This is a genomic window from Aeromonas sp. 159 (assembly GCF_963862045.1).
In the GTDB taxonomy this organism is placed as follows: Bacteria; Pseudomonadota; Gammaproteobacteria; order Enterobacterales; family Aeromonadaceae; genus Aeromonas; species Aeromonas veronii.
On sequence record NZ_CAWLMI010000044.1, the window covers coordinates 30,069 to 47,300 of the forward strand.

16 protein-coding genes are annotated in these 17,232 nt (G+C 60.5%); 2 read left to right on the forward strand and 14 right to left on the reverse strand.

The genetic code is table 11. The features are described 5' to 3' along the window. Nucleotide 1 precedes the first annotated feature (1 nt). From AACR14_RS09175 to glyA, 13 genes are all read right to left on the reverse strand, one after another. A complete protein-coding gene (locus AACR14_RS09175) occupies nt 2-976 on the reverse strand; it encodes an ABC transporter permease (protein ID WP_019445928.1) in 975 nt (324 codons plus the stop codon). Between the two features lie 98 nt (nt 977-1,074). Then, entirely contained in the window at nt 1,075-2,631 is a 1,557-nt protein-coding gene (locus AACR14_RS09180) for an ABC transporter substrate-binding protein (RefSeq protein WP_019445929.1), read from the reverse strand. A 70-nt stretch (nt 2,632-2,701) separates the two neighbouring features. After that, nucleotides 2,702-4,426 (reverse strand): dipeptide ABC transporter ATP-binding protein, encoded by a 1,725-nt coding sequence (locus tag AACR14_RS09185; RefSeq protein ID WP_005349510.1) that lies wholly within the window; start codon nt 4,424-4,426, stop codon nt 2,702-2,704. Nucleotides 4,427-4,913: 487 nt separating this feature from the next. Then, on the reverse strand, nt 4,914-5,408 hold the full coding sequence (locus AACR14_RS09190; protein ID WP_019445930.1) for a phosphatidylglycerophosphatase A family protein: 495 nt from the start codon (nt 5,406-5,408) through the stop codon (nt 4,914-4,916). Next, nucleotides 5,405-6,364 carry a thiamine-phosphate kinase gene (thiL, locus tag AACR14_RS09195; RefSeq protein WP_026034998.1) on the reverse strand — a complete coding sequence of 320 codons (960 nt, stop codon included), beginning with the start codon at nt 6,362-6,364 and terminating at the stop codon, nt 5,405-5,407. Before thiL ends, AACR14_RS09190 begins: the two co-directional genes overlap by 4 nt. Before the next feature lie 57 nt (nt 6,365-6,421). Then, complete coding sequence (nusB, locus tag AACR14_RS09200; RefSeq protein ID WP_005343514.1) at nt 6,422-6,835, reverse strand: transcription antitermination factor NusB; 414 nt, start codon at nt 6,833-6,835, stop codon at nt 6,422-6,424. A gap of 14 nt (nt 6,836-6,849) precedes the next feature. After that, nucleotides 6,850-7,320: a 6,7-dimethyl-8-ribityllumazine synthase gene (gene ribH / locus AACR14_RS09205; protein WP_019445931.1), complete on the reverse strand. Its 471-nt coding sequence runs from the start codon at nt 7,318-7,320 to the stop codon at nt 6,850-6,852. A 276-nt stretch (nt 7,321-7,596) separates the two neighbouring features. After that, nucleotides 7,597-8,706: a bifunctional 3,4-dihydroxy-2-butanone-4-phosphate synthase/GTP cyclohydrolase II gene (gene ribBA, locus AACR14_RS09210; protein ID WP_005358461.1), complete on the reverse strand. Its 1,110-nt coding sequence runs from the start codon at nt 8,704-8,706 to the stop codon at nt 7,597-7,599. 149 nt (nt 8,707-8,855) lie between these two features. After that, a complete protein-coding gene (locus AACR14_RS09215; RefSeq protein WP_019445932.1) occupies nt 8,856-9,509 on the reverse strand; it encodes a riboflavin synthase in 654 nt (217 codons plus the stop codon). A 55-nt stretch (nt 9,510-9,564) separates the two neighbouring features. Then, nucleotides 9,565-10,674 (reverse strand): bifunctional diaminohydroxyphosphoribosylaminopyrimidine deaminase/5-amino-6-(5-phosphoribosylamino)uracil reductase RibD, encoded by a 1,110-nt coding sequence (gene ribD, locus AACR14_RS09220; RefSeq protein ID WP_005343507.1) that lies wholly within the window; start codon nt 10,672-10,674, stop codon nt 9,565-9,567. Between the two features lie 97 nt (nt 10,675-10,771). Continuing rightward, on the reverse strand, nt 10,772-11,221 hold the full coding sequence (nrdR, locus tag AACR14_RS09225; protein ID WP_005338880.1) for a transcriptional regulator NrdR: 450 nt from the start codon (nt 11,219-11,221) through the stop codon (nt 10,772-10,774). 135 nt (nt 11,222-11,356) lie between these two features. Next, the gene (locus tag AACR14_RS09230; protein WP_019445933.1) at nt 11,357-11,827 is read right to left on the reverse strand and encodes a hypothetical protein; all 471 of its coding nucleotides are present in this window, start codon (nt 11,825-11,827) and stop codon (nt 11,357-11,359) included. Nucleotides 11,828-11,912: 85 nt separating this feature from the next. After that, nucleotides 11,913-13,166: a serine hydroxymethyltransferase gene (gene glyA / locus AACR14_RS09235; protein WP_005338884.1), complete on the reverse strand. Its 1,254-nt coding sequence runs from the start codon at nt 13,164-13,166 to the stop codon at nt 11,913-11,915. Nucleotides 13,167-13,490: 324 nt separating this feature from the next. Between glyA and AACR14_RS09240 the strand changes: the two genes are divergently transcribed. Next, nucleotides 13,491-13,775 (forward strand): hypothetical protein, encoded by a 285-nt coding sequence (locus tag AACR14_RS09240; RefSeq protein WP_019445934.1) that lies wholly within the window; start codon nt 13,491-13,493, stop codon nt 13,773-13,775. A 51-nt stretch (nt 13,776-13,826) separates the two neighbouring features. Here AACR14_RS09240 and torS read toward each other — a convergent pair whose 3' ends face one another. Continuing rightward, nucleotides 13,827-16,649, reverse strand: a complete 2,823-nt coding sequence (gene torS, locus AACR14_RS09245) for a TMAO reductase system sensor histidine kinase/response regulator TorS (protein WP_019445935.1) — start codon at nt 16,647-16,649, stop codon at nt 13,827-13,829. Between the two features lie 70 nt (nt 16,650-16,719). On the opposite strand from torS, the gene AACR14_RS09250 reads away from it, so the two are divergent. Further along, nucleotides 16,720-17,232 (forward strand): substrate-binding domain-containing protein (locus AACR14_RS09250; RefSeq protein ID WP_041201878.1); only part of this gene is annotated, 513 nt, incomplete at its 3' end.

Below are 17,232 nucleotides of genomic sequence, written 5' to 3' on the forward strand. Positions count from 1 at the left end.
CTTACCCCTTGGCAGTCAGGTTAACGGTCGGGTTGATCAACCCGTAGAGCAGGTCGACCAGGGTATTGGTCACCACGAAGATCAGTCCCACAAAGATGACGTAGGCGGTGATCAGCGGCGTATCGACCCGGTGGATCGCCTCAAGGAACAGGAAGCCGGTGCCCGGCCACTGGAACACGCTCTCGGTCAGAATGGTGTAGGCCACCATGGTGCCGATCTGCACCCCGCCGACGGTAATGACAGGCAGCATGGTGTTCTTCAGAGCGTGCTGATAGTAGACCTTGTTGTTGTCCAGCCCCTTGGCTCGGGCGAACTTGACATACTCGGAGGAGAGCTGCTCCAGCATCTCGGAGCGTACCAACCGGATAAACAGCGGCAGCATGATGGAGGAGAGCGACACCGCGGGCAGGATCAGGTGCAGGATGCCATCCCAGGTGAAGAAGCCCGACTCCCAGCCCAGCAGGTTGCGGGTCTCGCCGCGGCCATAGGCCGGCAGCCAGCCCAGCTGGATGGAGAAGAGGTACATCAGCATGATGGCAGTCAAAAATACCGGGATCGAAATACCGATACTGCTCCCCGCCATGATGATCTTGGTGGCAATGCTGCGCGGGCGGATCGCCGAATAAACACCGAGTGGAATGGAGACCACCACGATGATGAGCGCGGCAGCAAACACCAGCTCAAGGGTAGCCACCAGCTTATCGAGGATCACCTCGAGAGCGGGTCGCTTGAAGAAATAGGAGGTGCCCAAATCCCCATGCACCGCATTTTTCAAAAAGCGGCTGTATTTGATGAGGAAGGGATCGTTAAGGCCCATCTTCTCGCGCAACTCGTGACGCTGGGCTTCGGAGACGGATTGTCCCACCAGCTCGCGCAACGGGTCACCCAGGTTATCCTGGATGGAGAAGGCGACCAGGCTGATGACGAACATCACTATCACGGCCTGATAGAACCGTTTCAGCAGGAATGTAAACATGCTTGTCCTTCTACGTGGCCTGTGTCGTGGCACAGGCTTCTGTTAGTGGGCGGAGTGGCCAGCTGACCACCCCGCCCCGTCCTTCCTTAGCGCTTCTCTTACTTGCTGACCACCAGGTCACCCAGGTAAGGGAAGTTCATCACGTTGACCACCGGCTTGATGTCGACGTTCTTCTTGGCGCCATAGGCCAGATCTTCCCAGTGCAACGGCACGTAGGCAGCATCTTCGATCAGCATGGCTTCGACCTTCTTGAGCATCTCGGCACGCTTGGCCGGATCGGTCTCGGCGTTGGCATCCATCACCAGCTTGTCAGCTTCGGCGTTGGCGTAACCAGCGCAGTTGTACTGACCCATACCGGTCTTGGCATCCTTGGTGAAGGTCAGGAACTCGAAGAAGTTCGCGGTATCTTCAGTGTCGGAGTGCCAGCCGATCAGCTGCATGTCCGCGGCGCACTTGTCAAACTCGGGCCAGTACTGGGCCACCGGCATGGTCTTCAGATCCACCTTGATGTTGATCTTGGCCAGCATGGCGGAGACAGCCTGGGCAATCTTGACGTCGTTGACGTAGCGGGCAGCCGGGGAGATGAAGGTCATCTTGAAGCCTTTCTCGTAACCGGCCTCTTTCATCAGCTCCTTGGCCTTGGCCAGATCATACTGGGGCACCAGCGCCTCGTTGTGACCGGCATAGCCTTTCGGACTCAGCTGGCCAGCAGGGGTACCGAAGCCCTTGTTGATCTTCTCGACAATGCCCACCTGGTTGATGGCGTAGTTGATCGCCTGACGCACGCGCTTGTCTTTCAGTGCCGGGTTGGTGTTCTGGTTCAGCTCGATGATGATGGCGCGGGTACCGGACAGGGTGACCAGCTGGGAGTCCTTGCCATTCTTCACGCGCTCCAGATCGTTCGGCGCAACCGGATAGATCATGTCCACGTCGCCACCCAGCAGGGCTGCAACACGGGTCGCATCTTCCTTGATCGGCACCACGGTCAGGTTCTCAACGTTACCCTTGGAGGCTTTGTCCCAGTAGTTGGCGTTGCGGGCATAATCCAGCTTCACACCCTGCTCGCGGAACTTGACGGTGAACGGGCCAGTACCGGAGACGTGGGTAGAGGCATAGGAGTCGCCGTTTTTGACGATCTCGGCCTTGTCTTTGCCCGCATCGGTTTTGCCGGTGTAGAACTTGGAGTCCATCGGGAAGATGTAGGTGACGGTCTGCAGCACCAGCGGGAACGGCTTGGCGGTGACGAGATCCACGGTGTAGTCATCGACCTTCTTCACTTCGCTGATGGGATCGAAGATCGCCTTGAAGTCGACGGAGGATTTCAGGCGGTTGACGGTCCACACCACGTCGTCGGCGGTGAAGTCGTTACCGGAGTGGAACTTGACCCCTTTGCGCAGGTGGAAGCGGACGGTCTTATCATCGACACGCTCGAACTTCTCGGCCAGACGGGGCTCGAACTGCAGGTCCTGGGTGTAACGCATCAGGGGATCGAATACCAGGTGCGACATCTCCAGGGTCTGACCGGAGAGCTGCTCCTGCGGATCCAGCGAAGTGGCGTCAGAAGCGACACCCACCTTGATATCAGCGGCTGAGACACTGAAGGCGAAACCGGCGGCAAACAGCGCCAGGGCAATCTTGGACAATCCTTTCTTCATCTTGTTCTCCATGCTTTTGGCTTTCTTATGACACTTTTTTTGACAAGCAGACCGGCGCACCGGCGCTCTCCTAGCTTGCGATTTCCAGCCCCTCGCGGGACATTCCCTTGAACTCCGGCATGAGGGAGATCAGCTTGCGGCTGTACTCATGCTCGGCATTGGTAAAGAGTTTCTCGGTCTCGGCCACCTCCACCAGATGACCGTGCTGCATCACCCCGATGCGGTCGCACATCTGGCGGATCACCGGCAGATCGTGGCTGATAAACAGCATGGTGAGCTTGAGCTCCTGCTGCAGATCCTTGAGCAGGTTGAGGATCTGGGCCTGCACCGACACATCCAGCGCCGAGGTCGGCTCGTCGCAGATGAGGAAGCGCGGGCGAGTGGCGAGGGCGCGGGCAATGGAGATACGCTGGCGCTGACCGCCTGAGAACTCGTGGGGATACTTGACCCCGGCACCACGACCGAGACCCACGTGATCCAGCAGATCGCCGACGATCCCCTCGATCTGGCTCTCGCTGCTCGCCAGCTGATGGAAGCGGATCGGCTCGGCAATGATGTCGCGCACCTTCATCCGCGGGTTCATCGAGGAATAGGGGTTCTGAAACACCATCTGCATCTGGCGACGCAGCGGGCGACGCTCGCGCTCGCTCTTGAGGGCGGTCAGATCGATCCCCTCAAAGAAGATTTTGCCGGTATCAGGCGGATAGAGACCTGTGATGGCGCGGGCAATGGTCGATTTACCGGAGCCCGACTCCCCCACCAGACCGAAGGTTTCACCCTCGAAGATCTCGAAGCTGATGTTGTTGCAGGCGCGTACATACTGGCGGCGGCTCGGGAAGATGGAGTCCTTGGTGACGAACTTCAGATCGACGTTCTCCACCCGCAGCAGCGCCCCTTCATAGGCACGCTCGTCCTGACTCTGGCCGAGCCAGTGGGTCTTGAGGTCGATATTGGTATCCGGCGCACTGGCATCCTCGATATAGGAGACCAGCGGGAAGCGCACCAGCTTCACATCGGAGCGGGGGACCGCCGAGATGAGGCTGCGGGTATAGGGGTGATTGGGGCTGCCCAGCACCTGTTCGGTCAGGCCGAACTCCACCAGATCGCCGCGATACATCACCGCCACCTTGTCGGTGACGTTGGAGACCACGCCCATATCGTGGGTCACCAGCATGCAGCCCACCTGGCGCTCTTTGCAGAGGGCGCGGATAAGCTGGAGGATCTGATCCTGAATGGAGACGTCGAGCGCCGTGGTCGGCTCATCGGCGATGATCAGCTCCGGATCGCAGGAGAGCGCAATGGCGATAACCACCCGCTGACGCATGCCACCGGAAAACTGGTGTGGATACTGCTTGATGCGCAGCTCCGGACTCGGGATCCCCACTGCCCCCATCAGCTCCAATGCCTTGGCAAAAGCAGCTTCGCGAGAGAGGTCGGTATTGGCCAGAATGGTCTCCACCAGCTGATGCTCAACGGTGAACAGCGGATTGAGGGAGGTCATGGGGTCCTGGAAGATGAACCCGATACGGGAGCCACGGATGGCCCGCATCTCGTTCTGGCTCTTGCCGGAGATGAGCTCGCCATTGAGATAGATATCGCCACGGGCGATGCGACCCGGCGGGCTCAGGAGATCGATAACGGCGTTGCCGATGGTGGACTTGCCAGCGCCGGATTCACCGACCACCCCGACAATCTCACCCTTTTCGATAGAGAAAGAGAGATCCTTAACCGCGGCCAGCACCCCGTAGCGGGAGGGGTACTCGATCCGCAAGTTCTTTACTTCGAGCAAGGACATGTTTACCTCTGCGGGGGACATCCGTCCCAAATAATTCGTCCGTAAATCAGCCGCAGATGCCGGTTGTTACCTTGGGCAATATTTGCTCAATCCATGAGGCAGCGAAACCAGCGATCCGGGCGGGTTTTTTGCATTTTTTTGGAATAACCCGCGAGTAACTTAGACGGTTTGACCACGGGTGTAAATGATTGAGTTATACAATTCCGCAATGTTTTGTGCAGATAACCACCAATTCGGCAGAGATAAATGATGATTTTCATCACACAAATGGCCGGTGCGTCCGTACATCTATTGGTATCATTACTTTAATTTCAACAACAACGCAACAAGCAGCATTTATCACTATTTCCAAAACAATCACCAGCCCCGAATGAGTAGTGAATATTTATGTGAAATGGATGATAAACGGCAGCATATGCCGATGAATGAAAATTAAGCAGATATAAATCGGGGGATGCCAGAACGGTCATCCCCCGGAAGGTGGCTCTCAACCGAGCCAGAATGCCAGTAATTGCATACAAAACAGGGCGAACAGGCCGGCGATCAGATCGTCCAGCATGATACCCAGGCCACCGTGGATCCGGCGATCAAACCAGGAGATGGGCCAAGGCTTGAGCACATCAAACAACCGGAACAGCGCGAAGCCCGCCACCACCCACTCCCAGCCGGCTGGCGCTGCGATCATGGTGACGCCAAAGCCGATCACCTCGTCCCAGACGATGGCGCCGTGATCCGGCATGCCGATGGCATCGGTGGCGCTCTGGCAGATACGGATCCCCACAACAAAACCCACCGCCAGCATGGCGATAAACCAATAGGTCGGCAGCCCGCTCACCAGCAGGTAGAGCGGAATGGCCGCCAGGGTGCCCATGGTGCCTGGCGCCTTGGGGCTGAGACCGGAACCAAACCCCACCGCCAAAAAATGAAGCGGATTTTTCAGATCCAGTTGTGTCAGCTCGGGCTTTATCCTGAACAAACTCATGCGAAGTGATCCCACCCTTTCAGTTGCAGCTCGACCGCCTGGTCGCCACGTAGGTAGTCGATGCCCGGCTCGCCCGCCACGATGCGGCCGATGCGGCTGAACTTGACCCCGCTGTGGGCCAGCGCCGTATCGAGCGCGCCGCGGTGCTCCTCCGGTACGGTAAAGCAGAGCTCGTAGTCATCGCCACCGGCCAGCGCCAGTTGCCACGCCTCCTGCTCGCTCACCGCATCCTGCAGCACCGGCGAGAGCGGTAGCAGATCGAGATCGATCTGAGCACGTACACCGGAGGCCTTGAGGATATGGCCGAGATCCGATGCCAGCCCGTCGGAGAGATCCAGCGCACTGCCCGCCAGCCCGCGCAGTGCCTGACCGGCCAGAATGCGGGGATGGGGATGGTCGAGCCGTGGCAGCACCGCAGCCAGCTGGTTCTCATTGAGGGTGCGTTTGCCCAGCAGATGGGAGAGTGCCAACGCGGCATCCCCCAGGGTACCGGTCACATAGATGCCATCACCGGCTTTGGCACCGCTGCGCATCAGGGCGCGACCGGCAGGCACCGATCCCTTCACCGAGATGGTGATGGAGAGCGGCCCGCGGGTCATGTCTCCGCCCACCAGCGCCACATTGTAGTACTCGGCCAGCTCCAGAAACCCTTCGGCAAAACCGGCGACCCAACCTTCGTTAATGGCAGGCAGGGTCAGCGCCAGCGACACCCAGCGCGGCTCAGCCCCCATGGCGGCGAGATCGGAGAGATTGACCGCCAGAGCCTTGTAGCCGAGATCCACCGGATCCATGTCGGGAAAGAAGTGTACGCCGCTCACCAGAGTGTCGGTGCTCACCGCCAGCTGGGTATCGGGGGGCAGGGTCAGCAGGGCACAGTCATCTCCAGGGCCCATCACCACGTCCTTGCGGGCGTGGGGGACCTTGAAGTACTTATCAATCAGCTCAAATTCACCCATACAGTAAAAAGCCAGCAATAAGCTGGCTCCTCTCTTAGATGCTGACGGACAGCAGGATCAACGCTTGTTCAGCGACTTGATCACCTTGTCCAGTACACCGTTGACAAACTTGTGGCTGTCATCGGCAGCAAAAGCTTTGGCCAGCTCGATCGCTTCGTTGATGACCACGCGCGGCGGTACATCATCACGACGGGTCAGCTCGTAGGTCGCCAGACGCAGGATCGCCTTGTCCACCATGTCCACTTCTTCCAGCGGACGGGAGAGGAAAGGTGCAAACACCTTGTCCAGCTCGCTGCAGTGGAGGGCTACCCCGAACAGCAGATCGCGGAAATAGTTCAGGTCTACACCCTTGGTGTCCTGATCGATCTTGAACTGCTCTTCGATGTCACCCACGTTAGCCTTGGTCATCTGCCACTGGTAGATGGCCTGGGTGGCGCAATGGCGGGCTTTACGGCGCTCAGACGGTTTCAATGTACTTCTCCTCGTTACACGTCCAGTTCTTTCAGGACGTTGATCATTTCGAGCGCTGCCAGTGCAGCCTCTGCACCCTTGTTACCCGCCTTGGTACCTGCACGCTCGATGGCTTGTTCAATGTTTTCAGTGGTCAGCACACCGAAGGCAACGGGAATTTCATATTCCATCATTACCTGGGCCATGCCCTTGCTGTTCTCGTTTGCCACCAGGTCGAAGTGGTAGGTGCCGCCACGGATGACAGTACCGACCGCCACGATGGCGTCGTATTGACCACTCTTGGCCAGCTTCTTGATGACCAATGGCATTTCAACCGCGCCCGGCACTTTTACCAGTGTCAGGTTGCTGTCCTGCACTTGACCTTGACGCTTCAGTACGTCCACCGCGCCGTTCACCAGACTGTCGTTGATGAAGCTGTTGAAACGGGCAACAACAATAGCAATGCGCGCCTCAGGAGCGGCGATATTTCCTTCGATAACCTTCATTGGAAATCCTGTATCTGTGCAATCAAAAGGGCCGGAGTCAAAAGTGCGCACATTCTAGCACAACAGACCCACGACAAAAACCATGGCCGCAATAGACGGCCATGATCGCGATGTAACCAGTCCGGCGCACTTGCTCGCCGGTAAATTCCACGACTTCCAGACCGAAACCGCCCGGAAGGGGATGGTACTTCTCTGGTGGAACTTTACTCGCCTACGTACTCAACCACTTCCAGACCGACACCACCCGGAAGGGGATGGTACTTCTCTGGTGGAGCTTTACTCGCCGACGTACTCAACCACTTCCAGACCGAAACCACCGAGGGCATGGTACTTCTTCGGCGAGCTCAGCAGACGCATCTTGCTTACACCAAGGGCCTTGAGGATCTGGGAACCCACACCAACCCGGCGCGAGGTGCCCTGCCACTTGGCTCCTTCCGGTGCTAGCCCCTTGTCGGCGGCTTCAAAACCCTTGACCCTAGCCAGCAGCTCGGCGCCATGGGATTCCGCCCCCAAAATCACCAGCACGCCGCCCTCGTCAGCGATGCGGGCCATGGATTTGGGCAGCGGCCAGCTGCGGGCGGCGTGGCGGTCGGTCAACAGCAGATCGCTCAGCACATCGTGCAGATGGACGCGCACCAGGGTCGGCTGATCGGCCTGCACCTCACCCTTTTTCAGGGCAAAGTGAACCTGATTGTCGATGGTGTCGCGGAAGGTGATGAGGTCGAACTCGCCAAACTCGGTCGGCAACTTGCACTCGGCCACCTTCTCGACCGTGGTCTCGTGCTGGTTGCGGTACTCGATCAGGTCGGCGATGGTACCAAGCTTGATGCCGTGCTCCTCGGCAAACACCTCCAGATCCGGACGGCGCGCCATGGTGCCATCCTCGTTGAGGATCTCGACGATGACGGCGGCAGGCTCGAAACCGGCCAGACGGGCCAGATCGCAACCGGCTTCGGTGTGGCCGGCACGGGTCAGCACGCCGCCATCCTGCGCCATCAGCGGGAAGATGTGGCCCGGCTGCACCAGATCGGCCGCCTTGGCATTGGGCGCCACAGCGGCCTGCACGGTCACCGCGCGATCCGCGGCTGAGATACCTGTGGTCACCCCTTCTGCCGCTTCGATGGAGACGGTAAAGGCGGTGGAGAACTGGGCATTGTTGCGATCCACCATCAGTGGCAGCGCCAATTGCTTGCAGCGATCCCGGGTCAGGGTCAGGCAGATGAGGCCACGGCCGTAGCGGGCCATGAAGTTGATATCCTCCGGACGGACGCAGGAGGCGGCCATGATGAGGTCCCCTTCGTTCTCCCTGTCTTCGTCATCCATCAGGATCACCATCTTGCCAGCCTTGATATCGGCAATGATTTCCTGGGTTGTGCTCAGCGCCATGGGCTACTCCATCAGTGTGCTTGGGGGTTGAGCCAGCAGGCTCAACGCAAATGCGAGTGTATGTTGCTCTAGATTGGGGCTAGCGGCTCCATTTCAATCAGAGCGGGATCACAGAAAATCGTTTTGGTGGCAAGACTCAGCGCACACCGTCAGAGAAAACCGGCCTTGGCCAGCTTGTCCAGAGTCAGGGTGGAGGCGCTGCTCTCCTGACTCTTGCCCATCATCAGCCGCTCCAGATAACGGGCGATCTGATCGACCTCGAGGTTGACCTTGTGACCCGGCTTCCAGCTGGCGATGGTGGTCTCCTGCGCGGTGTGGGGCACGATAGTCAGGCGGAAAAGGTCCCCCTGCACCGCGTTGACGGTGAGGCTGATGCCATCCACCGCAATGGAGCCTTTCTCGGCGATGTAGCGGGAGAGTTCCCCCGGCGCCTTGATCCAGTACTCGATGGCGCGGCCGCTGCTGGAGACGCTTTTCACCTCCCCTACCCCATCCACATGGCCGGAGACCAGATGGCCGCCGAGGCGGGAGGTGGGCATCAGCGCCTTCTCGAGGTTGACCCGATCGCCCACTCTGGCGGCGGCAAAACCGGTACGGGAGAGGGTTTCCAGCGACACGTCGGCGGTATAACTCTTGTCGCCCAGCGCCACCACGGTGAGGCAGACGCCGTTGGTGGCGATGGAGTCGCCCAGTTTGACGTCGCTAAAATCCAGACCTGGTGCGTGGACGGTGAGGGCCACGTCATCGCCCTGACGGCGCAGCTCGGCCAGGGTTCCCACCGCTTCGATAATTCCGGTAAACATGCAGATCACCTTGCTGATGACGGGGACTGATTATGCCCCCTTGAACATTGATAAATCAGGCTATTTTGGCGGTAATGCGAATATCCGGCCCCACCATGCGCACATCCTTGATGGCAAGCTTGGGCGCCTGGAACAGCCGGGTCAGACCCGGCAGATGGAACAGGCCGCGCCCTTCGTCACCCATCAGTTTGGGAGCCTGATAGAGCACCAGCTCATCCACCAGCCCTTTTTCCAGCAGAGCGCCGCAGAGCCGCGGGCCCGCCTCGACCAGCACCGAGTTGACGTTCTGTTTGGCCAGCAACATGAACAGGCTGACCAGATCCAGCTTGCCATCCAGCAGCGGCAGCTCCAGCTGCTGCACCCACTCGGGCCACTCGCCGGACGCCTTGTGACGGGCCAGCAGCACCGGACTCTCGCTCTGGAACAGCGGCAGATCCGGGGTAAGGCGGTTTTGCGAATCGACAATGACCCGCAGCGGCTGGCGCAGGGTCTCTTTGGGATAGCTCGCCTTGACCGAGGGGGGAAGCTCGTCCCAGCGCACGGTCAGGGAGGCACCATCGGCCAGCACGGTTTCAGCGCTGGAGAGTACCGCATCGTGGCGGGCCCGCAGTCGTTGCACATCGCGGCGCGCATCGGGGGAGGTGATCCACTGGCTCTCGCCGCTCGCCATGGCGGTGCGGCCATCGAGGCTGGCTCCCAACTTGACGGTCACCCGCGGGAAGGCGGTACGCATCCGCTTGAAAAAGCCCGGGTTGAGCGCTTCGGCTTCGCTCGCCAGCAGGCCGAAATCGGTCTTGATGCCCGCTTCGGAGAGCATACGCAGGCCACGTCCGCCCACCTGGGGATTGGGATCGACCATGGCTGCTACCACCCGGGCCACGCCGGCGTTGATCAGCGCCTCGGCACAGGGGGGAGTACGACCGTGGTGGGAGCAGGGTTCAAGGGTCACATAGGCGGTAGCGCCACGGGCGTTGTCACCGGCAGCGCGCAGGGCGTAAACCTCGGCATGGGGCTCGCCCGCCTTCTGATGCCACCCTTCGCCAACCACCACGCCATCTTTGACCAGCACGGCGCCGACGCAGGGGTTGGGGGCCGTGGTGTAGCGGCCGCGGCGGGCCAGTTCGAGGGCCCGACTCATCCATTGGTAATCATCTTGACTAAACATTCGGGCTCCTTTGACAACACATCTCGGCTTTACGCTGTATCGTAGGTTCGATTAGCGCAGCGTAATCGGACGCGGCAACATGGGTGAGAATGGCGGTTTACTTCTCCAGCTTGGCAATCTCTTCGCCGAACTCGCGAATATCTTCGAAGCTGCGATAGACGGAGGCAAAGCGGATATAGGCCACCTTGTCCAGACTCTTGAGCTCATCCATCACCAGATTGCCCACCAGCTCGGAGGCGACTTCGCGCTCGCCGGTGGCACGCAGGCGGGATTTGATATGGTTGACCGCTTTTTCGATGGCCTCCATGCTCACCGGCCGCTTCTCCAGCGCCCGCAGAATACCGGCGCGCAGCTTGTCTTCATTGAACGGCTCGCGGGAGCCGTTGGACTTGATGACGCGGGGCATCACCAGCTCGGCCATCTCGAAGGTGGTAAAACGCTCGTGACAGAGCAGACACTCACGACGGCGGCGCACCTGATGGCCTTCTGCCACCAGACGGGAATCGATCACCTTGGTATCAACCGCACTACAGAATGGGCAATGCATCGGACCTCCGGCGTTAATGGAACAGGGACCGGCCCGGCGGGCCAGGATCTAGGTCGGCCAGTGTAACACGGCCATCCAACCGTGGTAAAAAGCGGAAAAGCGTGATTTTTCTGTTCGTTATCACTAATGGGCAACTCACTCGTCGTAAGGCAGAGTATCAGGATCACAACCCAGATAATCGGGGGCTGGGTCGACCGTAAACTGCACCGCATCGATATAGTCATGACCCAGCATCAATGCCTTGCCTATCCGGTGCATGCCATCCATCACCCGACCGGCGCTGTCGAGAATGATCGGGTAGGCGAGATCCGCCGCCATGATGAGCTGGCAGTGCTCGACTACGCTGCGCACCGTAGGAGTGGCGCTGCCATGGCCATACCAGTGATCACGGTCAAGCTCGGCAATGTCGCTCAATGCCACCGCCTGCAGCGGCAGATCACAGCTCAGTCGCACCAACCGCCGTACATCCCATGCCAGCAGCCCCTGCTCACTGGCACGAAAGTGATACTGGGCGCGGATTGCCAGCCGAAGCTCCGCCTCCAACACCTTGCCCCGCTCTGCGCAGGAGTGTGCCTCTTCGCTCGGTATCTTCTCTTCGTGGTTCAATCTCATCCCTCTCGTGTTGCCCAACGCCAGAAAAAACAATGCCACCCGCAGGTGGCATTGGTCTCAAACCGGATGGTCTGACTTATCAGCCATAAACCGGGAAGCGGCGGCAGATATCCAGCACCTTCTCGCGCACGGTGGCCAGCACGGCATCGTTGTCGTGGTTGTCCAGTACGTCGCAGATCCAGTGGGTCAGCTCGATGGACTCGGCCTCCTTGAAACCGCGGCGGGTGATGGCCGGGGTACCGATCCGCACACCGGAGGTGACGAACGGGGAGCGCGGGTCGTTGGGCACGGAGTTCTTGTTAACGGTGATGTTGGCTTTGCCCAGTGCGGCGTCAGCATCCTTACCGGTCAGCTCGCGGCCGATCAGGTCAACCAGCATCAGGTGGTTGTCGGTACCGCCGGAGACGATCTTGTAACCGCGCTCGATAAAGGTCGCAGCCATCGCCTTGGCGTTTTTCACGACCTGAGCCTGATAGGTCTTGAACTCCGGCTCCAGCGCCTCTTTGAAGGCAACGGCTTTACCGGCGATAACGTGCATCAGCGGGCCGCCCTGACCACCCGGGAAGACGGCAGAGTTGAGCTTCTTGTAGAGCTCCTCGTCGTCAGCGGCAGAGAGGATCAGACCACCGCGCGGACCGGCCAGGGTCTTGTGAGTGGTGGAGGTGACCACGTGAGCGTGGGGAACCGGGTTCGGGTAGACGCCAGCGGCAATCAGACCCGCCACGTGGGCCATGTCGACGAACAGGTAGGCACCGACCTTGTCGGCGATTTCGCGCATGCGGGCCCAGTCAACGATGCCGGAGTAGGCAGAGAAGCCACCGATCATCATCTTCGGCTTGTGCTCGACAGCCTGACGTTCCATGTCGTCGTAGTCGATCTTGCCGGACTCATCGATACCGTAAGGCACGATGTTATAGAGCTTGCCGGAGAAGTTGACCGGAGAGCCGTGGGTCAGGTGACCGCCGTGGGCCAGGTTCATGCCCAGTACGGTGTCGCCCGGCTGCAGCAAAGCCATGTAAACGGCGCTGTTGGCCTGGGAGCCGGAGTGCGGCTGCACGTTGGCGTAAGTGGCACCGAACAGCTCTTTGGCGCGCTCGATAGCCAGGGTTTCGACCACATCCACATACTCGCAACCACCGTAGTAACGCTTGGAGGGGTAACCTTCGGCGTACTTGTTGGTCAGCTGGGAGCCCTGGGCTTCCATGACACGGGGGCTGGTGTAGTTCTCAGACGCAATCAGCTCGATATGCTCTTCCTGACGACGGGTTTCGTCTGTGATGGCCTGCCACAATTGCGGATCATAATTGGCGATGGTCATGTCACGTTTCAACATCCGTTTCTCTCCTGAAAATCGTTTGCGCGTTAGGTGAAGTGGGCGCGGGCATTGTAACGTGAGCTGGATCAAAGAGACAGTCCAACCACCTAAAAAAATGTTGAATTTATGTTGTAAAAAGCAAGATTCCCTCCCCGTTCAATACCCTGGCCGCTCCGCCAAACGACACATTTTTCATCCCGCTGCGGGCGGGCAAAACCCGAAGGGGATCACAACGCCCTCTTTATCCATCCTGTAACATATTCATTCGAAACAAATTTAATGATGATGGAGCTGATTGCAGCCATGCATCCGAGGGGCTGCACCTAACCGGAGGAGTTCAAGATGGACCATCTGCTGACATTCGTGATCCTGGCGGTCTTTTTTCTGTTCTACTGGGTCTACTACACCAGCCAACGCAAACATGTCCCCACCACCTCGTGGGAGCAGCTCCCCACCAAAGCCGAATATCTGGCGGCCCACCCTGAATCAGTCGATGGCGACATCATCTTCTGTTATCACTGCGGCCACCACGAGTTGCTGGAGGTGGGCATGGTGCACCTGACCGATTTTCGCCGGGAATGGGTCTGTGCCAAGTGCAAGCAGGTGCTGTTTCGCGAGATCGAATAACGGCGCAGGGGCTGGCCAGCCTCCCTAAACGCCGTACATCGCCAGCAGGGATCAGAACGGCGCATCCCTGTCGGCCGCCAACCACTGCTGCAACCCGCTCACCGCCGCGTCAAATTGCGCCCCGATTGCCGCAGCATCACCGCCCCCCGCCTCAAGAGCCGCACAGTGGCTGGCAAATTCGGTCAACCCCAGCGCCAGCGCACTCCCCTTGAGCTTGTGCGCCAGCTGACGTTGCTCACTCCCCTCCCCCTGAGCCAACTTATCCACCAACACCCGCCCTTGCGACTCAAACAGCGCGACCAGCTGGCGGATCCGCGCCATGCCGAGCAGGGGCAGATCGGCATCCAGCACCGGATTGGCCCACTCAGGCTGGTTAGTTGGGGGCGCGGCAGCTAGCTGCACAGGCGGCTCGATAGCGGCCCCTTCTTGCCGAAATAGTTGATCGATGGCGTTCGCCAGTACCGCCAGCCGCACCGGCTTGCCGACAAAATCGACAAACCCGGCGGCAAGGCAATGGCGGATATCCTCCGGATACATCTGGGCCGAGATGGCGATGGCGGGCAGCGGCCGCTCATGCATCTCTTCACTGATGGCGGCCAGATCCTCGCGCAGGGTCATGCCGTCCATATCGGGCAGATTGATATCAAGCAGCGCCAACTCGAAGGGGCGCTCGGTCACCAGCGCCAGCGCGCTGCGGCCATCCTCCGCCAGGGTGACGCGATGGCCGAGGCGGGTCAGCATGCCGTGCGCCACCAACCGGTTGATCTCGTTATCCTCCACCAGCAGGATGTCACGGGACTGGCCAAGGTGCAGCGGTTGCGCCTCGGCAGGCAGCTGGGTACTCGAGCGTTGCAAGGGCAGGCTGAAGCTGAATTCACACCCCTTGCCCGGTTCGCTGACAAGGTTCAGCTCGCCCCCCATGGCGGCCACCAGCTTGCGGCTGATCGCCAGTCCCAGCCCGGTGCCGCCCTGATGGCCTATATCACGCTTGCGCTGGCGAAACGCCTCAAACACCGCCTCCTGCTCATCGGCCGGAATGCCGGGGCCGGTATCGCGCACCACAAACCGGATGCAGGGCTCGGCGCAAGGGCCGTGACAGACAAGGGGCGCCACTGTCAGGGTAATCTGGCCACGGGCGGTAAACTTGACCGCATTGCCGAGCAAGTTGCCGAGCACCTGGCGCAGCTTGCCCAGATCCCCCTCGACCACAGGCGCCAGCCCGGGCGCATATTCCAGCGCCAGGGAGACCCCCTTGGCCGCCGCCTTTGGCCGGAACAACGCGCAGAGCTCATCCACCAGCTGGAACAGGGGGAAGGGCTCGCGGCGCGCCTCCACATGGCCCGCTTCTATCTTGGAGTAGTCGAGAATGTCGTTGAGGATCTCCAGCAGGGATTCGCCGCTATGCTCGATGGCGGCCAGATAGCGCTGCTGGGTATCGCTCAGGTGGGTATCTTCCAGCAGCGTCAGGCCCCCGAGAATGCCGTTCATGGGGGTGCGGATCTCGTGGCTCATGGTGGCGAGAAACACCGACTTGGCGCGGTTGGCCTGTTCGGCCTCGGCGCGGGCCTGCCGATGCTTCGCCACCTCCTCATTGAGCCGCTCGTTGGCGTGGCTGAGCTGGCCGGTGCGCTCCTCGACCCGCGACTCCAGCTCGCGCTGATAACGGCCCAGCTCAACCGCATTGTCACGAAACACCTGCAGGGCCCGCCCCAGCTCCGCCAGCTCATCGCGCCCGGTACTGGCGATCGGCTCAAGATGGGCCAGATCCCCGCGCGCCAACCGGCTCATCCCCGCCACCGCCCGTTGCAGCGGCCAGACGATCCGGCCGTAGACCATGCGCCACATCAACAGCATCAGCAGTACCAGCGTGAGCAGGCCAATGCCCATCAACGCCTGCTCCAGCAGCCTGAGACGCTGGCTTAGCGCCTGCTGGCTCTGCCCCAGCGAATCGCGGGCACGGCTGACCAGCTCTCCGACCTGCTGGTTGAGACTGCTCATCAGAGCTTCATTGGCATTGGCCAGCACCCGCAGCGCCTCCCCCTTGCCGAGCCAGTCACTGCGCAGTTGCACCAGCTTGTCGCTTTGCGCCAGCACGGTCAGCGCCTGCTCCACCGCCTGCCGGCGGGCAGGATCGGTCACTGCCCCAGCCCGCAGTTGCAAGATAGCCAGCTCCCGCTGCCCCTCTTGCAATAGCGTTTGCAACTGTTCCTGCCGTTCGCTGCGCCACATCTCCTCGATGCGCTGCTGCTGCATCAGGGTACGATGACGCAGCTCGGTCATCTGCTCCAGCCAGTCGAGATCCTGCTCCAGCAGGCGGTCCAGCGTCCGGGTCGCCTGCGCACCTTGCTGTTGGTAGAGGGAACCCAACCCCGCCACCATCACGGTTTCGGCGTTCTCCATCTGGCTGCGCGCCAGCTCGGCGATCTGCCCAGCCGCCGCCACCAGATGGGCCCGCTGCGCCTCGCCCTGCGCCATCAGGGTCAACCGCTCTCCCACCAGCCAGCCCTGCTGACCCAGATTACCGATAATGCTCTGGCTGAGCTGATCGAGGCTTGTTGAACCCTGCCCACGGCCAAGTTGTGCCAGTACCTGCTGCAACTGTTGCCCCTGCAGAGTGAGCAAGCGCCCCTGATGCTCCCGCTCCTGCTCGCTGGTTGCGGTAGCCAGCAGCCGGGACGCGCTCTGGATCTCGCCGCTGAGGCGAGAGAGCGTGCGGGCCAGCTCCTGATCGGCCAGAGTCTGCTGCACCCCTTGCTCCAGCTGGCGCAGATGGCTAAGCCCCACCCAGCCCAGCAGGGAGGCACTCAGGGTCAGCAACGCCATCAGGGAGAAGGCCAGCAGCAACTTGCCACCCAGGCCGGAAAAGATTCTCACGGGAAGTCCCTTGGTTGTGGTCGGCTTTGACCGGATAATATGGCCCAACACTTTAACAAAACCCCTGGCCATGCGAAGCGTCTATCTCTCCCCGTTGTTGCTTATGTGGTTGCTCACGCTGCCTCGCGCCGCCCTCGCATTTGCAGTCGATATCTGGCCCGGCGGCGAATTCAGCGGCCAGCCGGTGCGCCAACAGTGGCCGGAACCCGCTGCCGCAACCAAACCGCTGACCCTCTGTGCCCTCTACCCCCATCTGCGCGACGCCTACTGGCTTTCGGTCAATCAGGGCATGGTGGACGAAGCGAAGCGGCTGGGAGTCAAGTTGCAGATCCACGAAGCGGGGGGCTATGGCTCCCTCGCCGAGCAGCGCCAGCAGTTGCAGCGCTGCGTGCAGGAAGGGAGCGATGCCATCTTGCTCGGCGCGGTGAGCTATCAGGGCTTGCGCGAGGCCATCAAGGTCACGCCGCTGCCGCTCTTTGGTCTGGTCAACGATCTGCCCAGCGGTCTGGTGCAGGCGAAGGTGGGAGTCTCCTGGTACCAGATGGGCTGGCAGATTGGCCACTGGCTGGCGCAGCGCCACCCC

What these genes read in the sequence shown, in the direction of transcription:
- thiL (WP_026034998.1), bottom strand. Translation starts at nt 6,364, where the DNA reads ATGGGTGAATTTGAGCTGATTGATAAGTACTTCAAGGTCCCCCACGCC.
- AACR14_RS09215 (WP_019445932.1), bottom strand. Translation starts at nt 9,509, where the DNA reads ATGTTTACCGGAATTATCGAAGCGGTGGGAACCCTGGCCGAGCTGCGC.
- AACR14_RS09190 (WP_019445930.1), bottom strand. Translation starts at nt 5,408, where the DNA reads ATGAGTTTGTTCAGGATAAAGCCCGAGCTGACACAACTGGATCTGAAA.
- ribD (WP_005343507.1), bottom strand. Translation starts at nt 10,674, where the DNA reads ATGTTTAGTCAAGATGATTACCAATGGATGAGTCGGGCCCTCGAACTG.
- ribBA (WP_005358461.1), bottom strand. Translation starts at nt 8,706, where the DNA reads ATGGCGCTGAGCACAACCCAGGAAATCATTGCCGATATCAAGGCTGGC.
- AACR14_RS09240 (WP_019445934.1), top strand. Translation starts at nt 13,491, where the DNA reads ATGGACCATCTGCTGACATTCGTGATCCTGGCGGTCTTTTTTCTGTTC.
- AACR14_RS09175 (WP_019445928.1), bottom strand. Translation starts at nt 976, where the DNA reads ATGTTTACATTCCTGCTGAAACGGTTCTATCAGGCCGTGATAGTGATG.
- ribH (WP_019445931.1), bottom strand. Translation starts at nt 7,320, where the DNA reads ATGAAGGTTATCGAAGGAAATATCGCCGCTCCTGAGGCGCGCATTGCT.
- nrdR (WP_005338880.1), bottom strand. Translation starts at nt 11,221, where the DNA reads ATGCATTGCCCATTCTGTAGTGCGGTTGATACCAAGGTGATCGATTCC.
- glyA (WP_005338884.1), bottom strand. Translation starts at nt 13,166, where the DNA reads ATGTTGAAACGTGACATGACCATCGCCAATTATGATCCGCAATTGTGG.
- AACR14_RS09180 (WP_019445929.1), bottom strand. Translation starts at nt 2,631, where the DNA reads ATGAAGAAAGGATTGTCCAAGATTGCCCTGGCGCTGTTTGCCGCCGGT.
- AACR14_RS09185 (WP_005349510.1), bottom strand. Translation starts at nt 4,426, where the DNA reads ATGTCCTTGCTCGAAGTAAAGAACTTGCGGATCGAGTACCCCTCCCGC.